We start from the raw sequence: 15,317 nt of genomic DNA, 5'->3' as shown, positions 1-15,317 counted from the left end.
TAATAAGAAAAAGATTTCAGCAGGCGGCGATGCTGCCCAGCATTTCGTCGAACTCGATCAGCCAGTTGGCAAATGCGGGTTGGTCGGGATTGATCACCGTCGACACGCTGAACCACTGACGCTCGTTACCATTGGCGGGCGCAATGATTGCGCTGGTTGCTCGACCGTGCCGACGTTCCTGGCCTACCTTGAACGCGTAGTCCAGTGACACTGCGGGGCTACCCGCCAACAGGCAATCATTCTGGCGGACGACAGTGACGTCGCTGTGGTGCTTACGCAGATTGTCAACGTAGAGCTCGGTAGATCGCTCCAGCGTCAAACCCTCCGGCGCAGGCCGACGTTTCGCGCTGAACGTGACCGGGTGGCCTTCCCGCTCAAGCGTCATGTCGAGATCCCGAAATGCCAGGAGTTGTGGCATCAACAGGGCCAGCCCGGCAATCTTCACCTCATTGCGTGAGGGTTGCAGCGGCAACACAGGCGCGGGCTCATGTGTGATCGCAATGGCCGCCACAGCTGCAGCCTGCTCGGCTTCCTCGCGAGCAAGCGCCTCGGCTGCCAGGCGCTTCTCCGAAATGCGGTCGTACATGCTGGTACGGGTGCCTGGAAACGACGAGTTTCTCATTTGTTGATATCGACCCGTTTGCCGTGAACGAAGGTGTCGTTCTTTCCGAAAATATCGACCGAATCGCTGGTGATCTCGATACGCCCATCTGTGATCTTGATGCTGCTGGATCCCACCTGAAGGATGATGTGCGTTTGCGCACTGATCTGAACGAATTGCTTGTCGACCTGAATCGTCAACGAGCCTTCCTGAACATTCATCACCGTGTCTTTCTTGATCACTTCTGTGTGAGTGCCATTGACGGCGATCTCGCGATTGCCACCTACTTTATGGGTCTCATCCAGCTCGATCTCAGTGTCCATGTTGCGTTCGGCGTGCATGATGATCTGTTCCGCGCCGGACTTGTCCTCGAAACGGAAGAAGTTCGCCGTACCGCCATGGCCCTTGGTCGAGCGCGTCAGAAAACCACTCTGCGTCTTGTTCGCCGGCAACGACCATGGCGGGGTGTTCTTGCTGTTATAGACGCTGCCCATGATCAGCGGGCGGTCGGGGTTGCCGTCCAGGAAAACCACTACGACTTCATCGCCCACACGCGGAATCTGAATGCTGCCGAAGCCGCCACTGGCGCCGGACTGCGCAACGCGGACCCAGCAGGAGCTTTTGTCATCGAATTGACCGTAGCGGTCCCAGTGGAATTGCACCTTAACTCGGCCAAGCTCGTCGGTGTAGATCTCTTCGCCGGGCGGGCCGACGATGATGGCGGTTTGAGGGCCGGAAATCGCAGGTTTGAGTAGCTCCATCTGCGGTCGGAACTTGATCTTTTTCCGTCCGCACCAAAACTTATTGGCATACCCAGCCTGACCACCCGTGGTGTAATTATTGCTGCCACGGTGATTAATGCTCATCAGGAGGAACTGTCTGTCCTCTGCTGACCCCGCATCGTGTTCGTAATGTTGGGTCAACTCGAAGGTGAACCCAGGTCGCATCGCGCGACAGTTACTGGTGCCCACGAATGTTTTGCCCTTGAGCTCCAGCGCTTCAATGCGATTGCGCACAAGCAGTTCACCGTCTTCATGCGTGCCATGGGTGTACTGCCCCATGTAATCGAAGATTTCGTACGAAGGAACATCGCCTTGCTGATTGAGACTGCTCATGGTGACGGGAATACGATTTCCCGGTTGGCGGTAGTCAAAGGTCTGCACTGAGATCTTCGCAGCCTGGAACTCGCGGGCAGAGCTCCATTCGGTTACAGAGTCAGATGTTTCCGTGACTGAAGCGGTATGGAAGCGCACTTGCGGCTGTTCGGGGAGCGGCGTCAGAGAACCGGAATCGTCCATGATGATGAGGGTATGGCTGTCAGCGGTATGCTCAAAGTAGAAGAACAGCCCTTCTTGCTCAAGCAGCCGCATGACGAAGTGACTGTCGCTCTCGCGATATTGAGTAATGTAGCTATGGGGCTTGAGCGTGCGACTGACGCGGAACTCGTATTTCGCCAGCCCCTCATAGCGACTGAAGACCTTTCGGATTACCTGCTCTACTGTCTGGTCCTGATAGATCTGCGAATCGTAGCGTTGCGCAATCAGGCTCAGCCACGATCCCACGTACGCAGAATATCGCGACATCCCCCCATCACTGCCGTTGTTGCCAAAGCTCAATACGTGACCATTTATATATCGGCTGCCGCCCGTGGCAAGCTCGATCTCGATGGTGGCAGCCTGGCCAATCGCCGACTTGAGTTTGACACTGGCGTCGTCGGAAATGAGTTCGAGCTGGAAGCCGAAATCCATCGACAGCCCTTCGCTCCCAGCAAAGGACTCCAGCAGCAACTCCTGGCCACCCTTGAGGGCCATGGTCAGCTTGAACAGGCGCCTGTTCTGTGCAGTAAACAGTGACGAGAGGTCCATCGTTTCAACTACTCCTTAAACCGTTAACACGCGATCAGGGGTTAAACCTGCGCGCCAGAATCAGCGTCAATCAAACACTCGGGGACTTGCGCCGGGACCCTACCCACTTGAAAAATCTGCTGATCCACCAGCGACTACGCGCTTGGCGAATCTCGTCAATTTGCATGAATGTGTAAGGCGTGGGCATTGTCTTTTCTCGGATGCGGAGCGTGCGCATTCCTCTGATCCGGTCGCGAGCGTGGATCAGCATCGCGACGCTTGCAAATAAGAAGATCAAAATGATCAGGATGCTTGTAGTGAATGGGGTGAATGATTTTATCACTGCACCTGCGACCACAGTTCCAAGACCTGCAATCACCCCACCTTTTAAACTGGAGGAATTGGACGCAGCCGACGTGACCTTGTTGCCAACCACGTCGAATGGAAACTGCCTAGCGGGGGTTACGTAAATTACAACGTACAGCATTTCGATGAAACCAAACAACAACAAGGCGACGATGCCTCCTTCAATGTAGGAGCGACCCAAGTCATCCGTAACCACCGTATAACTCACCCACGCCGGTGCGAGTGCCAGCAGAAAAATCATAAGCGTAAAATAGCTTAGTGCGAATGCCGTATAACTCTCACACCAACATCTCAGGTACAACGCATAAGCTAAAAAAGCCATGGACAGCAGTCCGTAAACCCAACCATCTACAGCAAAACGATATACTCCAATGATAAAAAGCAAAGCGACGACGATAAAAAAGGTTGCCGAAATTTGCTTAACAGTGCGCGCATCGGGATTGAATATGGTACTCATTTTAGAAAGTAATCCTCAGCTTCTTTATCCCAGCCATATTTTGACATTGCATACTGGGCATAGAGACCGACACCCCACCCGACAGCTATTACTACCACAAGAGGCGCACCCGCGAACCCTAACAGAGTCGTGACAATGGCACCTGCCACAAATGAAACTACATTAGTGGGCTGACTTTGCGCTGACTTTTTATAGAACTCTTGCTTGGTAGTAGAACTAGTCCAGTCGAGATACGCTTGCGGCCCGACCGCTAGCGCGAACCCAACAGTACCGCTCGTAGCGAGCTTTAGCGGTCCTCTTGCAGCATCACCATGTAGATGAAGACTTTTGTTGAGGCTACTACGCGCGGCGCCCGCAGGAATACTCACCTTTGATTTACCGATCTCCCCAAAAATCTTATAGTCCTTGGAGTCAAGGGTGAGTGGTATCTCTAATACCAACTGCCCGGCCTTGCGAATTACCTTTATACGACCCTTTAGAACTTTGCCAGCTTCATTCAGCTTGGGACCGCCCTTACGGTTCGCCCACCTGCGAAGTTTCGTGCGCTGAGCTGAGGTGAGGTCAAGCACATCTGATAATTTCTTCGTCTTTGCTGCCGCCATTACAAGTCCAGAGGCACTTGCAATTGTTCCTGGAATATTCCCAGGAGAAAACATCAACGGCCCGATGGTTGGGATTTCCTGAGCTGTTTTTTGCAAGGCTCGGAGTGCGTCAACCGAGACATCCTTCGCACTCTCCAGTTCATTCAACAATTCTCTGAGCAAAAGAGCAGAGGTCTCGGCTTCTTCGGAACTTATATCTTCATCGGGCGATGAAAGCTGGCTTACCAGTAGTAAGGCGGCGGTATAAGCTTCCACTGCGTACTGGCCGGCGAGATTGGGGGGACGCATGTAAAAACTCATTGCCGTTTCGCCTGCGAACCCTTGCTGGCCGCCTCCAAGCAACCCAGGCTGCCTGCGGTCGCATCGCAGAGTGGCTGACGTTGGAGGCGTCAGGAAATTGCTCATGCGTGATTCCTCACCGGCGGCTCGATCGGAAACAAAAAAACCGGCGTTACACGCCGTCGTGATCCTCCCGTACTGCCTTTTCGATGCGTTCTGGCTACGCATGCCGCTCTTAACGGAGGCCTGTTCCGGGGCGGTTGTAGGGTTGCAAGATCCATCATTATCAAAATCTCCTTACAAGCAGGGGTAGAACGCTACCGCCATGCTCAGCAACAACAGGTTACGAGCCGACAAGGGGGCCGGAGCCCTTGTTGCATCGTCGCTAACGGGTTGATGACGCGCCACCGGGCGGGTTCGCCATCGGCCGTGGGGTCATTCCTACAATCACGTAGGACCCGAGCTACAGACGCTTCTTTAAAACAACAGTCTCGAAATCGACGGTTGCGTCCGCGCTTAAGTGCACAAGCGGTTAGCAACGCCATCTGATTCCGGGTAAGCATTCTATTGCTGGACACTGCCACCGCGCCGCAATGCGAAAGTGCCACCAGGCACAGTAAATCGCGAACGACATCACATTCTCAGAATCATTACACATGTTTCACAGCGGCAAAGGAGACACTTATGCGCATCCCGCTGTCAACCCGGTGAATCGATTTTGCGGAGCGTCGCGTATCATGGTGGATCCCGTTTGAAATTTCTCAAAGGGCGGGCAAATGTGTTGAAGTGCCCGTAATCACAGGCGCTGGCCGGGGGCTATAGGCATCAGCTGGTTGAGAGACGGTGCTCTGCCATCATTGCTGAGTGTAAAAAACCTGAGAAAAATGCGCATCGCCGGAAATTAAATCATACGTTAGCGGTCGATAGCGGACTTGACGTCTACTGCTGGCGACTTGCTAGCCATAACGGTCAGCCGCATCAGACACGCTAATGGGGACGCTGTACAGCGCTTCCCCCTCATGGACTGCGATGTGCAAATGGACCTATTAGCCAACGTGCCAAGCTGGGACGACATCGAGCGAAACCTCGACGACCAATTCAATCCCTCAACCAAGGCGTCAGCAGCGCCTTGCAGAGCGCGAACGACGGTTGGGACGGTATGAGCCGCCGAGTCAGCAGCGGCAGCCAGGCTTACGGCTACATGGGTGGAGCCCGTATCGATCACGTTCGGCATGCAATGGCCCTCACCTACCCGACCATGCAGAGCGACCTCCCCCTCAGGGGGGCGTCGATCAACCTCAATGGGCATCACTAAGGGGGAACGATTTGCAAAGGAAGATGTTTACGTAGATTACCCATTCTAGGACGTCACTTACCGATGGGACCACGCTTCCCAGCAGGTATTTGTGCGGTTCTATGGAGAGCAGGACAGCCGCGAGCCCGTTCCGCACGAGAACCGTCTTTTTCAATGACGCTCTTCGGTATGGTGAGGAGATGACTAAAGCTGAGTAGGATCGAGGTAAGTAAGTCAACGGCACGCGGAATGGTTCACAGTAATCGCCGTTATGAGCCACGAGTCATCCGGTGCTTGATTCACAATACAGACCTCCATGCAGAAAGATTTACACCTGAATCACCAATCGTGTAAACGACAACAAGGAACGTTATTTTGAGCCGCTTAATCCGATGCTTGATTGCCTCAGCGATAGCCTTCTGCTGCATAACACCGACCTACGCTCAGGACAGTGAGCAAGCACTTGAAGCCGTGATTGCCGAGCAACAGAAACAGCTTCCCATCATGCTCGACCCTATGACCCGCATCGACAATATCAGCTATGCCGATCACACCGTGCTCTACAAGATCACGCTTTCTGTTTATGCAAATCGCCCAGGTGAACGGGTGTACTACGAGAGTTACCTGACTCAACAGATCCAGAAGGCGCTGTGCAGCCAGACTGCCTATTTGCTTATGCTAGAGCTGGGAAACAAGATCACTTACAGCTACTCCAGCAGCCAGGCCGAGCCTATTACTCAAATCACCTTCGGACCAGGGACTTGCCGGGAAACGTAGCCTGTAATCCCCGGTAGTTGAGTTGAGCTCGCGTAATCGGCTCAGGGCCTCTGGGATGACAAAGAGCATTTCGATAAGCGCGACGATGATCCGCATGTCCGCGTTACTACGCGCCGGGAATAAATACGAATGGGCTGAGCGTCTCGATCAGTATCGAGCAGATCTACCCCACGGCTACGACTTCGCCCTCTCACAGATAATCGGATTGTATGGAGGAATGGGGTCCCTGACTGACATCGTTTTGTACTATGACGACCAGCCCTTGATCGACGAGAACAATGAGTTTGCCGAATTACGCACCCGGTTATATGAGCTCTGCATGCAACACTAGCGATCCCTATACCCCATCGCTGTCGCATCCGCCGCCCAGCGGCAAGGTTGGGGGCAGCTCAAAAAAGCAGTACGGGCACAGGGAGCGTTGACAGTAATCACGCCGGGTATGCCATGAATCCAGCTACACCGCTCCACTCTCTAGAAAAAGCACCACCTACCCTGCCCCGCGCCTAAGGCCGCGCACCCATTCAAAGACAAGGACGCAAACACTCATGCAACCAAACAACTCCCACACTTCTTCCGACATCGGTGAGCTAATCGCAACGTTCCGCCAGGGCAAGGCCTTTTTGATTTTCGGCCTGATATTGGCCGTTGTGTTTTTGGGCCTCGCCGCGTTCGTCTTTTATCTGAGCACGATTGTGCCGATGGGCCATAACGGCCCGGTCACGCTTCACACGTCCCGCGGCATGACCCTCAATTTCACAGGCAAACACGTAGTGTTTAGTTTCACCATAGGCTTGTTGGTCATTATCGGGCTGTGCCTATTGGCTACCACCGCTTGGCAGAAGAAGCTGCGTAATACCCATTACGAAGTTTATGGGAATGGCATCGTGCGGATCACTAAAGACCAGCGCGTCTACACGGCGTTTGCCGAGATAGAGGACCTGTACCTGTTCAGCTCCGGGCAAACTGTATTGACCGGTCTGATCACAAACCTGGCCTATCGTCGTAATGCCTCAGAGCCCTTCCATCGGGTTATCGATACGTTGAAAGACTTCCAGGCATTTCAGGAGCTGGTCCGAGCCTTACACGTACGGGCGCGGCTGCCGGCAGTGGCGGAAGCGCTGGAGGCGGGCCAGTCGGTCACCTTCAACTGCATCAGTTCAAAGCAGGTCTGGGGCAAGCGAGTAACGGGCAACTTCCTTAAAGTGACCACGGCGCCAATTCTTCTGAGCCGGGACTTCTTCGAGTACCAAGGCAACAGAATGCCGGTGTCGTCACTGCGCACGGTAGACCTCAACGCCTGGACCGAAAACGTAGTGATCAAGGACGAGAACGGCAAGCCCGTATTGTCAACCATCGCCACCGGCATCCTGAGCCATGACCTGTTCCTCAGCACGCTCGATGTCGTATTGGCGGTTGAAGAGCAGGCACGCAAGCCAGCCGCTAATGTTTTTGAGATGAACGTCCGATGATGATCTATCGCGGCGCAGGCTGGATGACGTTGTTCACACCATTAGCGATGTTGATGTTAATGATGTGGTTATGGCCGGAAATACATCACTCATGCAACTCTTGATGGGGTTGGGTATTGGTTCAGCCATCAACGTTGTCCTGGGCTTTGTGTTGAATCGCGAGCTTCACCCCGATGGTGTTCGCCACCACTTCTTTTTCATACCGATGCAGTGGCCGGCGCTGTTGATCATGCTTGCCTGCGCAGTGATCGCCTTATTGAAATAAGCTCACCGACCGCTCGGCAAGGGCGGTCGGGTTTCGACTTGTTCAAGGCTCACACGGTAGGTTGTGTATGTGTCGCCGTCCTCCATATAAAGGTTGCTCCGGTAAGTCGAAACGGCGCCTTTGACCCATGCCCATCGATAGATGAGGTGAATCACATAAACCCCTTCTGCTACGCAACTGGCCTCGCGCCCTGTCCTGCCGAAACAAATTCCTAGTGAATGACGTCAATCAACATCGTGCTGGCTCCGTCGCTTAACCAGCTTCTGAATCAGTGACGCCTAACAACCCATTACACCAAGCTGACTTGGTCTTCAATCATCCTGTGATTTTCTGCAAGACCGAACCAATCTAGCCAATCTACTGATCCACCAGCGATTGCGTGCTTGGCGAATTTCGTCGATTTCCATAAACGTGTAGGGCGCTGATGAGGATTTTTCTTTGATGCTTAAGGTGCGCAACGCTCTAACTGAATGACGCAGGTGGTAAAGAATCACTAAAGCGCAGGTCGTCAGGACTACCGCACCAACAACTCCCGCTGCGGGTACCCCAAAGATTTTGACGAAGATACTCGCGACTAATGTGGAGGCACCAGCCAACAACGCAGCCGGATACCTTGCTGACTTACTCTGACTAATTCTCGGCACTACCTTTACCTTGTTTCCACTGTATTCAAACGGATGAAACGACGGTTTTGTGCGCGCAATTATAAAATAAGTAAAAAATACTAAAGCCACGGGTAACAATCCTGCAATGAATGCCTCGGCACTTGCCGGGCCCCACACGTCGGCAGCGGAAGCGCAAGCGGCACTGCCTGCTAGTATGATCAAGAAGCTCAGCACACTGGCTAGGACTGACCACAAATAAAATGTAAACCTCTCACAAAAATAGATCAGGTAGAGAAACCAGCTAAGTTTCAAGAGAAAAACCAGAATATAGGCTGGCCAGAAGAGCGGAACCGCAGAGAGCCCGATAGCCATGGAAAAGACAAGTGCGATAAACGAGACCCAAGCACCGTGCTTGAGATAATCGGAGTCCAAAATCATCAGCCAGTATCCCTTTCAACGCTTCAACGCATTCTTTATCGGTTTGCCTCAACCCATGGATCAATAAATATTCCAACCCAACCCATACCCTCAAGCACAGACTTTGATTGGCTAGAGATCCTGCGTCTGTCGACAGCGCGCAACTCGGCGGTTTCGGATTGGCAGAGCCTGGACGCGATCAGCTGTACGTTCTGCGGCGCGAGAAACGATGCGAGGTGCATGATCATGTAAATCTCCTTTACCCCTTGGGTGAATACGCGAAGAGACAATTCAGCGTGCGCAGAATTACCTTTAATCATGCAGCTGGTCACTGGTGCCGGGAACCAATCCACTTGAACAATCTACTGATCCACCAACGGCTGCGGGCTTTACGGATCTCGTCGATTCGCTTGAAGGTGAATGGAGCAGGCATGGACTTCTCCCGAGAACGGAGGGTGCGCAGGCCGCTAATCGCATCACGTTCATAAAGCATGAGGGCAACGCAGCAAAAAAAGACGCCCAACACAGCGACGGCGCTAGACGTCAGTGATGACACAGAGTTGATCAAAAGAGCTGATACCACAGTACCAACACCTGCAATGAGGCCGGGACTGTAATGACTGCTTCGCATAGCGACACGTGAAACCTTGTTCCCATCGGGTTGAAAAGGAAAACTCTTACGAGGAGAAAAATAGACAAATGCGTAGATCAATCCCATCAACGCCACGAGCCCTATATTTGCAACGGCAGCCTGGGATCTCGAAGCGTGCAAATCTACGACAAGCGCGACATGGGCTAGACCCGCCGCAGCGACGCCAAATGAGAATACAAATGACGAAAACATGCCGAGCGTGAAAGAGGTGAAACTTTCACACCAGTAAATCATATAGAGAATATATAAAAAGAATAAGGCCACGAAACCGAAATATAGCCAAGTGCATTCAGGAAAGTTAGCAGGCCCAAACGCACCTGCGCCCACGACAAACAGAAAGGTCAATAGGGGACCTCGTTTGATTGTACGCGGGTCTGGATCATACATCGTGTTCATTGAACCAGATAACTCCAATCCGCACATTAATGATGAATTCCCGGTCGCTCTATCAACGCTTGTAGCGAGCGATAGCTTTTCGAACAAAAAAATTGCAATCGGCGGCAACTGTCCCCGTAGTTGAATTCCAAGCCTTGCAACCGGCTGCGAAAAGTATTCAGGAAGTCGGACCTCTCATATCTTCGCAGCGCATAAACTGCGAAGGAGGTCACAGTCTCAGAATCGTTACAGGCGTCACCGCGAGAAAGGAGACACTTTTGAGCATCTCGCTGTCAACCCGGTGAGTCGATTTTGCGCAGCGTTGAGTATCGTGCTTGGGAGTTCCAGCAGTCCGCCTCGTTGCAGGAAGACTGCGCAGCCAAACGGTCTCTGGATTGTCGAAATGTGTTAGACGCGCACCCATCGGCGAATGGGCACTGGCTTCTGCCCTGCAACTGCCTTCCGGTTCCATCCCGCCGGGCTATCGGATGACGTCAACCCACACGCGCCGTTTCCGTCGCCATAACCGTTCACAAATCAGCGACGCGAGATACCCACCAAACCAAGTTGAGACGAATCATTGAGCAATCAGTCATCCTTCGACGCCCTCCAAGACGCGATCGACGTGAACCATCTGCTCAAATACCAACGCCTCCGCGCTTCGCGGATTTGGTCAATTTGCATGAACGTGTAGGGCGTAGGCATTGATTGTTCTTGAAGGCGGAGCGCACGTAGCCCCCTGATGATGTGCCGAGCGTGAAACAACGCGGCGATGCAAAACGCCTGCAATCCAACCATAGCGACCATTGCAGCAGTTAAATGGCCGAGTGAATTTATAGTGATACTTGCCGCCAAGGTTGTAGCTCCGGCAACTAACACGGGATTATACGAGGCAGTTGATCGCTGCCTATCCTGATACCTCGGCTGGACTTTTAGCCCGTTATATTCGAACGGATGAAAGGATGGTCTGCCTTTGGCCAGTACATAGTAGATCAGCAGCGTGATACCAACCGGGGCGCACCCTAGCAATAAGGGCAGAAGCCCCTCTTTGCCCCAGATGCTTCCTGCAGCGAGATACGCGACCGAGCAGACTGGTAAACAAAACGCGCCTAAAAACGCCACGACCAGCGAAATCATGTAAGCGGTAAATCTTTCACAAAAATAAACCAGGTAGAGAGTCCACAGAATCGCCAGCAGCGCCACCACGAGATACAGATGCCAGAAATATTCAAGATTTGATGGACCTAGGGCCATCATGGATAAAAGGAATGTTAGCAATGTCCAACTGACCTTCTTGAGATTATGCTCATCAATCATTACCGTTCCCTAGCCCATAAGCACATACATTCATCGTCGATCACTGACGGTTGACCAGACAAAAACTCGACCTCATTCGCACCGCCTTGCTCAACGACAACCGACCTGTGTAAAGCTTTGCGCAGCGAGCTTTACGAGATATTGCAAAATGAGGCAGCGCTAAAGCTGCTTTAGCAAGCAAACTGGAGCCCTACGAACGATGACATTCATCGACACTTACGCAAACCGAGAAGAGAGATTCTCACTAGGCATCGAGGAAACCTCAGGCCAGTTCTACGTATCATTCCCCGTAAGCAGCGGCTTAGCGGACTACGAAGAATATTACGCAATTGACGCGCACATGTTCGAACGCTTCCAGCACAACCTCGCCTCAGCGCTTGAATTCGTCAACCGCTGCCGCCGGCAAGAGCTGGACGAATTACTGATGCAAAAGCCAGGCTGGAACCGAGGCAGCGCGATCTAGCAAACGCCGCCGCAACTGAGGGAAACGAGCAGTTGAAAAAAGCCATCGACTACATCGACGAAGCCATTGCGATCACCCGCCTGAGGGAGGCATCGTGTCCAGCGTTCCCCCTTTACGCAAGCTCGCTGATCCAACTCGATTTCATCAGAAACATCTTGCTGGCGTCGAAAAAGACAAGAGCCGTCTGCACAAATTGACCATTGGCGCGTGGGACGGGAAGGAGTTCGAGGAGACGGATCCGGAGCTTGCCCATGCACTCGGCATCGCTTACTACATCGGCATCCAGATCGGTCGTGGTTTAAAAATCAAGCTCCCCGACGGCCAACCCCTGGAAAGCCTTCACCGCCCATCTCCCCCATCTCAGGAGTGAATTGATTGACGTCCACCGACCTGCAGCATCTCTACAACAAAGCCTGGCTGTTCGCTTCCCACGCCCACGTCGGGCAGATGATGAAGGGGTCGAATCTGCCGTACACCACCCATGTTGCGATGGTCGCCAACGAGCTGATTTTTGCGGACCGGGTAAGTGACATCGGTGATCTGGCCATCGCCATGCCTGCCGCGCTTCTGCATGACGTGATCGAGGACACCGCGATCTCGGAGGAGGCATTGGCTGAAGTGTTCGGCGCCGTTGTCGCATCGACTGTCGCCTGCCTGAGCAAGAACCTGATCGTGCCGTTCTCGGACGAGCGCTATTTCCAGGCGATCGCCGCGCATTCCCGGGAAGCGGCAGCGATCAAGTTGTGCGACCGGATCACCAATCTCCAATCCGCGCCCTCGACGTGGTCGCTGGAAAAGCGCGCGTCTTATTACGAGGAATCTGCGCAGATCCTGGCAGCGCTTGGGCATACCAATGATTACCTGAATCGCCGGCTGACGGACGCCATGGCGCGCTACAAATCCTTGTACGTTGATGAGCCGCGCAAACACATCTGATGCCGTCTTCGTGAGCAAGCTCACTCCCGCGGGAAACAGTCAACCAGTCAGCCCTTCACTCGGCGCCCTGCCTCAGCTGTGCGCCAGACGCAATCACGGTCACATACTCATCAAACAACTGCACCTGACCGCCCACCCTGCTCCATCCCCGATACGATTCCGCGTCCCTCCTGTAGCGGGCAAAGGCTTCCGATTCCGGCCCGTCCGCATAAAGTGAAGCGATGGCTGCGCTCTGGAAGTACCAGTAAATTCCGTCACATTGCTCGGTGGCTTTGGCGTTGGAAAGGTCGATCGCCCTGGACCGCCATTGCGCTGCAAGCTGACGTCCCTCTTCCCGAGAAGCGTCTGGCAGCGCTCGCCAGCCAATCTTCTCGGCGTCGTCCACATAGGCGTGATACCGGGCGAGTAATGCCTTATCTCTTTCCCAGACCGAAGGACAAACGGGCGGCGGCGGCGCGAACGCACCAGGCGCCTGACAAACCGGCAACCCGCTGAGAAGTTGCTGCACCCGCGACGACGGCTCCTCCTGCCCCCGCTCCTCGCCGCCGACAGAAGCTGACGCCGAATTCGAACTCGGCACGCTCTTCTCCACCCGCCCCTCGCGCCCCAGCACTGCCCTCAACCAACCTCGCACTCCCATCACCCGCTCCCTTGATACATCCCTTCCACACCAACGACGCTCAACCCAAGCCATCGACCCAAGCCACGCCCCGGCAAACTACACCACCCCGCGCCCGAGAAAATCCAGACGCCGCACAAAAAACCACAGATTCGTCACCGCTCCAGCAAAGCTCTTTTGCATCGGTTTTCCTTAGTTGCCCGCTTAGTTCAGATCAGTAGGTGAACCGGTTCACCTTTCCGCCCTTTTCTTTACACGCGCCAAAGGGATCCAATAAATCCCTGCAGCCCTTTAACCATAAGGCCTGGAGCCATTTCCAAGCCCACCGCAGCGCCCGTAGTGGCCATAAAGCATCATTGCGGCCTGTATCAAATCTGAGAAAAACTTCGCGTCTGTAGGAACTTTCCCACACAATTAACTGCCTGAGCTGACACTGCTGGCTACTAGCTATCGGTGTTCGGCCACGTTTCACGCGTCTAATCTTCGCAGCGAGTTTTCGGGATGACGTTCATCCGGACTGCTTCTCGAGAAGGTGTGCCAGCCGGGCAACGCGTATCTCTTCACGCTGTCTCGTCGCATTCGCCGCATTGTTGAGAAAGGTTCAGGGACGATGTACCCATGACTCAAACGTTTGACGTAGAAGCACTCATAAAGCTGCGCAGCCAGACCCGGGCTATTTCCGACGTGCTCAAAGCACAGGCGTCCGATTACCTGGCCACGCTGGCGCTGTTGATTCGCCCTCAGAATCTGTTCGGTGAGTACCTGCAGGGTGCCCAGCGCAGTAGCGGCCGGGAGACGCAGCATCACTTCAAGGAACTCAAAGAGCTGTACGACAGGATTGGTTCGGCGTCTCCGTTCCAGTTGGTCAATGAGATGGAAGTGCCGCTGAACCTGATCAGCACCACGCCCGAGCTGTTTCCGCTGGAATACGACAAGGTCCTGGCCGACAGCGGTCAGACCATCCGCATCACCAGCCCGACCCGCTGGGTGATCGGTTTCAACTCCTTTGACCTGGCGCGCTTTCGCAGCGTCATCAAAGACCCCAATCGCAGCAGCGCCGAGTTGTACCGCTTCGTCGTGCACTACCTGGTGCTGTTTTACTGCGTGAGCAAATCACCGGGGCTGGGGCGTCTGTTCGACGGCCTGCGTTTTCCGGTGAGTTTTGAGCGACTGAAGGATTTTGGCGACCTGCCGTTCTGCGTGATCAGCTCACCGGTGCGCTCGACGCTGCCGGACGACTCGGTCATTCGCAGCAGCACGCAGATTGCCGGGAATGCCAGTTTTGAAGAACTGGTGGGCCAGGACAGCATCATGGACATGAAAGATGAGATTCGTCAGCGCCTGCTGATGACGATCGAAGGACTGTAAAGCACTCGGCTCAACGTCGAGCCGACACGCAAAATGACTTGCAGCGAGTTGCTCGCACAGGAGAACACGATGGCGAAGAAGGAAAGTACCCAGCACAAACTCGACCGCGTTCGCGCCCCTCGGGTCCACATCACCTACGACGTCGACATCGGCGATGCTCAGGAAAAGAAAGAGCTGCCCTTTGTCGTCGGCGTGCTGGGCGATTTTTCCGGCAACCCCCTTGAGCCGCTGCCCAAGCTCAAGGATCGCAAATTCATCTTCATTGACCGCGACAACTTCAATGGCGTGCTCAAAGGCATCAAGCCGCGCCTGGCCTATCGCGTCGATAACACGCTGGCCAAGAACGGCACGCAGCTGGGCGTCGAGCTCAACTTCAACGCCCTCGAAGACTTCGAGCCGCAGAACGTCGTCAAGCAAGTCGAGCCTCTGCGCAAGCTGCTGGAGGTGCGCAACAAGCTCGCCGACCTGCGCAACAAGATGGGCGGCAACGACAAGCTGGAAGAGCTGTTGATGGACGTGTTGCAGAACACCGAGAAGCTGAAAACGCTGGGCAAGGAATTCGGTCGTGAAGCCGCCGTTCCCGCCACCGACGCCAAAGAGTAAGCAGGAGC

16 protein-coding genes and 3 pseudogenes are annotated in these 15,317 nt (G+C 54.1%); 11 read left to right on the top strand and 8 right to left on the bottom strand.

What is annotated here, in order from left to right; genetic code table 11:
• Window positions 1-16: 16 nt before the first annotated feature.
• The 4 genes from IFT99_RS03145 to IFT99_RS03130 all read right to left on the bottom strand — a co-directional run bounded on the left by IFT99_RS03145 (window position 17) and on the right by IFT99_RS03130 (window position 4,275).
• Window positions 17-586, bottom strand: a complete 570-nt coding sequence (locus tag IFT99_RS03145) for a hypothetical protein (RefSeq protein WP_244656871.1) — start codon at window positions 584-586, stop codon at window positions 17-19.
• A 32-nt stretch (window positions 587-618) separates the two neighbouring features.
• The gene (gene tssI / locus IFT99_RS03140; protein ID WP_192130398.1) at window positions 619-2,466 is read right to left on the bottom strand and encodes a type VI secretion system tip protein TssI/VgrG; all 1,848 of its coding nucleotides are present in this window, start codon (window positions 2,464-2,466) and stop codon (window positions 619-621) included.
• A gap of 70 nt (window positions 2,467-2,536) precedes the next feature.
• Window positions 2,537-3,268, bottom strand: coding sequence for a hypothetical protein (locus IFT99_RS03135; RefSeq protein ID WP_192130397.1), 732 nt, complete (start codon window positions 3,266-3,268; stop codon window positions 2,537-2,539).
• Complete coding sequence (locus IFT99_RS03130) at window positions 3,265-4,275, bottom strand: hypothetical protein (RefSeq protein WP_192130396.1); 1,011 nt, start codon at window positions 4,273-4,275, stop codon at window positions 3,265-3,267. The genes IFT99_RS03135 and IFT99_RS03130 overlap by 4 nt, the downstream gene beginning before the upstream one ends.
• A gap of 911 nt (window positions 4,276-5,186) precedes the next feature.
• Between IFT99_RS03130 and IFT99_RS26215 the strand changes: the two are divergent.
• The 6 genes and pseudogenes from IFT99_RS26215 to IFT99_RS03105 all read left to right on the top strand — a co-directional run.
• Window positions 5,187-5,449: pseudogene (locus tag IFT99_RS26215) on the top strand (hypothetical protein); the annotation flags it as partial.
• Between the two features lie 76 nt (window positions 5,450-5,525).
• Window positions 5,526-5,621: pseudogene (locus tag IFT99_RS26630) on the top strand (hypothetical protein); the annotation flags it as partial.
• A 197-nt stretch (window positions 5,622-5,818) separates the two neighbouring features.
• Window positions 5,819-6,220 (top strand): hypothetical protein, encoded by a 402-nt coding sequence (locus tag IFT99_RS03115; protein ID WP_197985825.1) that lies wholly within the window; start codon window positions 5,819-5,821, stop codon window positions 6,218-6,220.
• A gap of 55 nt (window positions 6,221-6,275) precedes the next feature.
• A complete protein-coding gene (locus IFT99_RS26625; RefSeq protein ID WP_446731111.1) occupies window positions 6,276-6,551 on the top strand; it encodes a DUF6966 domain-containing protein in 276 nt (91 codons plus the stop codon).
• Between the two features lie 214 nt (window positions 6,552-6,765).
• Window positions 6,766-7,689 carry a hypothetical protein gene (locus IFT99_RS03110; RefSeq protein ID WP_192130394.1) on the top strand — a complete coding sequence of 308 codons (924 nt, stop codon included), beginning with the start codon at window positions 6,766-6,768 and terminating at the stop codon, window positions 7,687-7,689.
• Window positions 7,690-7,780: 91 nt separating this feature from the next.
• On the top strand, window positions 7,781-7,954 hold the full coding sequence (locus IFT99_RS03105; RefSeq protein ID WP_206758794.1) for a hypothetical protein: 174 nt from the start codon (window positions 7,781-7,783) through the stop codon (window positions 7,952-7,954).
• A 311-nt stretch (window positions 7,955-8,265) separates the two neighbouring features.
• Here IFT99_RS03105 and IFT99_RS03100 read toward each other — a convergent pair whose 3' ends face one another.
• The 3 genes from IFT99_RS03100 to IFT99_RS03090 all read right to left on the bottom strand — a co-directional run bounded on the left by IFT99_RS03100 (window position 8,266) and on the right by IFT99_RS03090 (window position 11,320).
• Complete coding sequence (locus tag IFT99_RS03100) at window positions 8,266-8,997, bottom strand: hypothetical protein (protein ID WP_197985823.1); 732 nt, start codon at window positions 8,995-8,997, stop codon at window positions 8,266-8,268.
• A gap of 307 nt (window positions 8,998-9,304) precedes the next feature.
• Complete coding sequence (locus IFT99_RS03095; protein WP_192130393.1) at window positions 9,305-9,973, bottom strand: hypothetical protein; 669 nt, start codon at window positions 9,971-9,973, stop codon at window positions 9,305-9,307.
• 618 nt (window positions 9,974-10,591) lie between these two features.
• A complete protein-coding gene (locus tag IFT99_RS03090; protein WP_192130392.1) occupies window positions 10,592-11,320 on the bottom strand; it encodes a hypothetical protein in 729 nt (242 codons plus the stop codon).
• 199 nt (window positions 11,321-11,519) lie between these two features.
• Between IFT99_RS03090 and IFT99_RS03085 the strand changes: the two genes are divergently transcribed.
• The 3 genes and pseudogenes from IFT99_RS03085 to IFT99_RS03075 all read left to right on the top strand — a co-directional run bounded on the left by IFT99_RS03085 (window position 11,520) and on the right by IFT99_RS03075 (window position 12,719).
• Window positions 11,520-11,783 carry a hypothetical protein gene (locus IFT99_RS03085; protein ID WP_192130391.1) on the top strand — a complete coding sequence of 88 codons (264 nt, stop codon included), beginning with the start codon at window positions 11,520-11,522 and terminating at the stop codon, window positions 11,781-11,783.
• Between the two features lie 32 nt (window positions 11,784-11,815).
• A pseudogene (locus IFT99_RS03080) lies at window positions 11,816-12,153 on the top strand (immunity protein Tsi6 family protein).
• A 5-nt stretch (window positions 12,154-12,158) separates the two neighbouring features.
• On the top strand, window positions 12,159-12,719 hold the full coding sequence (locus tag IFT99_RS03075; RefSeq protein WP_192130390.1) for an HD domain-containing protein: 561 nt from the start codon (window positions 12,159-12,161) through the stop codon (window positions 12,717-12,719).
• A 55-nt stretch (window positions 12,720-12,774) separates the two neighbouring features.
• Here the strand turns inward: IFT99_RS03075 and IFT99_RS03070 are convergent, their stop codons facing one another.
• Window positions 12,775-13,311 carry a hypothetical protein gene (locus tag IFT99_RS03070; RefSeq protein ID WP_206758793.1) on the bottom strand — a complete coding sequence of 179 codons (537 nt, stop codon included), beginning with the start codon at window positions 13,309-13,311 and terminating at the stop codon, window positions 12,775-12,777.
• 645 nt (window positions 13,312-13,956) lie between these two features.
• Here IFT99_RS03070 and IFT99_RS03065 point away from each other — a divergent pair.
• Window positions 13,957-14,706, top strand: a complete 750-nt coding sequence (locus IFT99_RS03065) for a hypothetical protein (RefSeq protein ID WP_065988947.1) — start codon at window positions 13,957-13,959, stop codon at window positions 14,704-14,706.
• Window positions 14,707-14,775: 69 nt separating this feature from the next.
• Window positions 14,776-15,309, top strand: coding sequence for a type VI secretion system contractile sheath small subunit (tssB, locus tag IFT99_RS03060; RefSeq protein ID WP_062387737.1), 534 nt, complete (start codon window positions 14,776-14,778; stop codon window positions 15,307-15,309).
• The last annotated feature ends 8 nt before the right edge of the window (window positions 15,310-15,317 follow it).

Source organism: Pseudomonas sp. CFBP 8772 (assembly GCF_014841665.1).
Classification (GTDB): domain Bacteria; phylum Pseudomonadota; class Gammaproteobacteria; order Pseudomonadales; family Pseudomonadaceae; genus Aquipseudomonas; species Aquipseudomonas graminis_B.
The sequence above is the reverse complement of the archived record's forward strand: the minus strand, read 5'-3'. Positions and strand labels throughout refer to the sequence as shown.

Coding starts and splice junctions, on each gene's coding strand:
- IFT99_RS03090 (WP_192130392.1), bottom strand. CDS start 11,320: ATGATTGATGAGCATAATCTCAAGAAGGTCAGTTGGACATTGCTAACA.
- tssI (WP_192130398.1), bottom strand. CDS start 2,466: ATGGACCTCTCGTCACTGTTTACTGCACAGAACAGGCGCCTGTTCAAG.
- IFT99_RS03110 (WP_192130394.1), top strand. CDS start 6,766: ATGCAACCAAACAACTCCCACACTTCTTCCGACATCGGTGAGCTAATC.
- IFT99_RS03135 (WP_192130397.1), bottom strand. CDS start 3,268: ATGAGTACCATATTCAATCCCGATGCGCGCACTGTTAAGCAAATTTCG.
- IFT99_RS03130 (WP_192130396.1), bottom strand. CDS start 4,275: ATGAGCAATTTCCTGACGCCTCCAACGTCAGCCACTCTGCGATGCGAC.
- IFT99_RS03065 (WP_065988947.1), top strand. CDS start 13,957: ATGACTCAAACGTTTGACGTAGAAGCACTCATAAAGCTGCGCAGCCAG.
- tssB (WP_062387737.1), top strand. CDS start 14,776: ATGGCGAAGAAGGAAAGTACCCAGCACAAACTCGACCGCGTTCGCGCC.
- IFT99_RS26625 (WP_446731111.1), top strand. CDS start 6,276: ATGACAAAGAGCATTTCGATAAGCGCGACGATGATCCGCATGTCCGCG.
- IFT99_RS03085 (WP_192130391.1), top strand. CDS start 11,520: ATGACATTCATCGACACTTACGCAAACCGAGAAGAGAGATTCTCACTA.
- IFT99_RS03145 (WP_244656871.1), bottom strand. CDS start 586: ATGTACGACCGCATTTCGGAGAAGCGCCTGGCAGCCGAGGCGCTTGCT.
- IFT99_RS03100 (WP_197985823.1), bottom strand. CDS start 8,997: ATGATTTTGGACTCCGATTATCTCAAGCACGGTGCTTGGGTCTCGTTT.
- IFT99_RS03105 (WP_206758794.1), top strand. CDS start 7,781: ATGCAACTCTTGATGGGGTTGGGTATTGGTTCAGCCATCAACGTTGTC.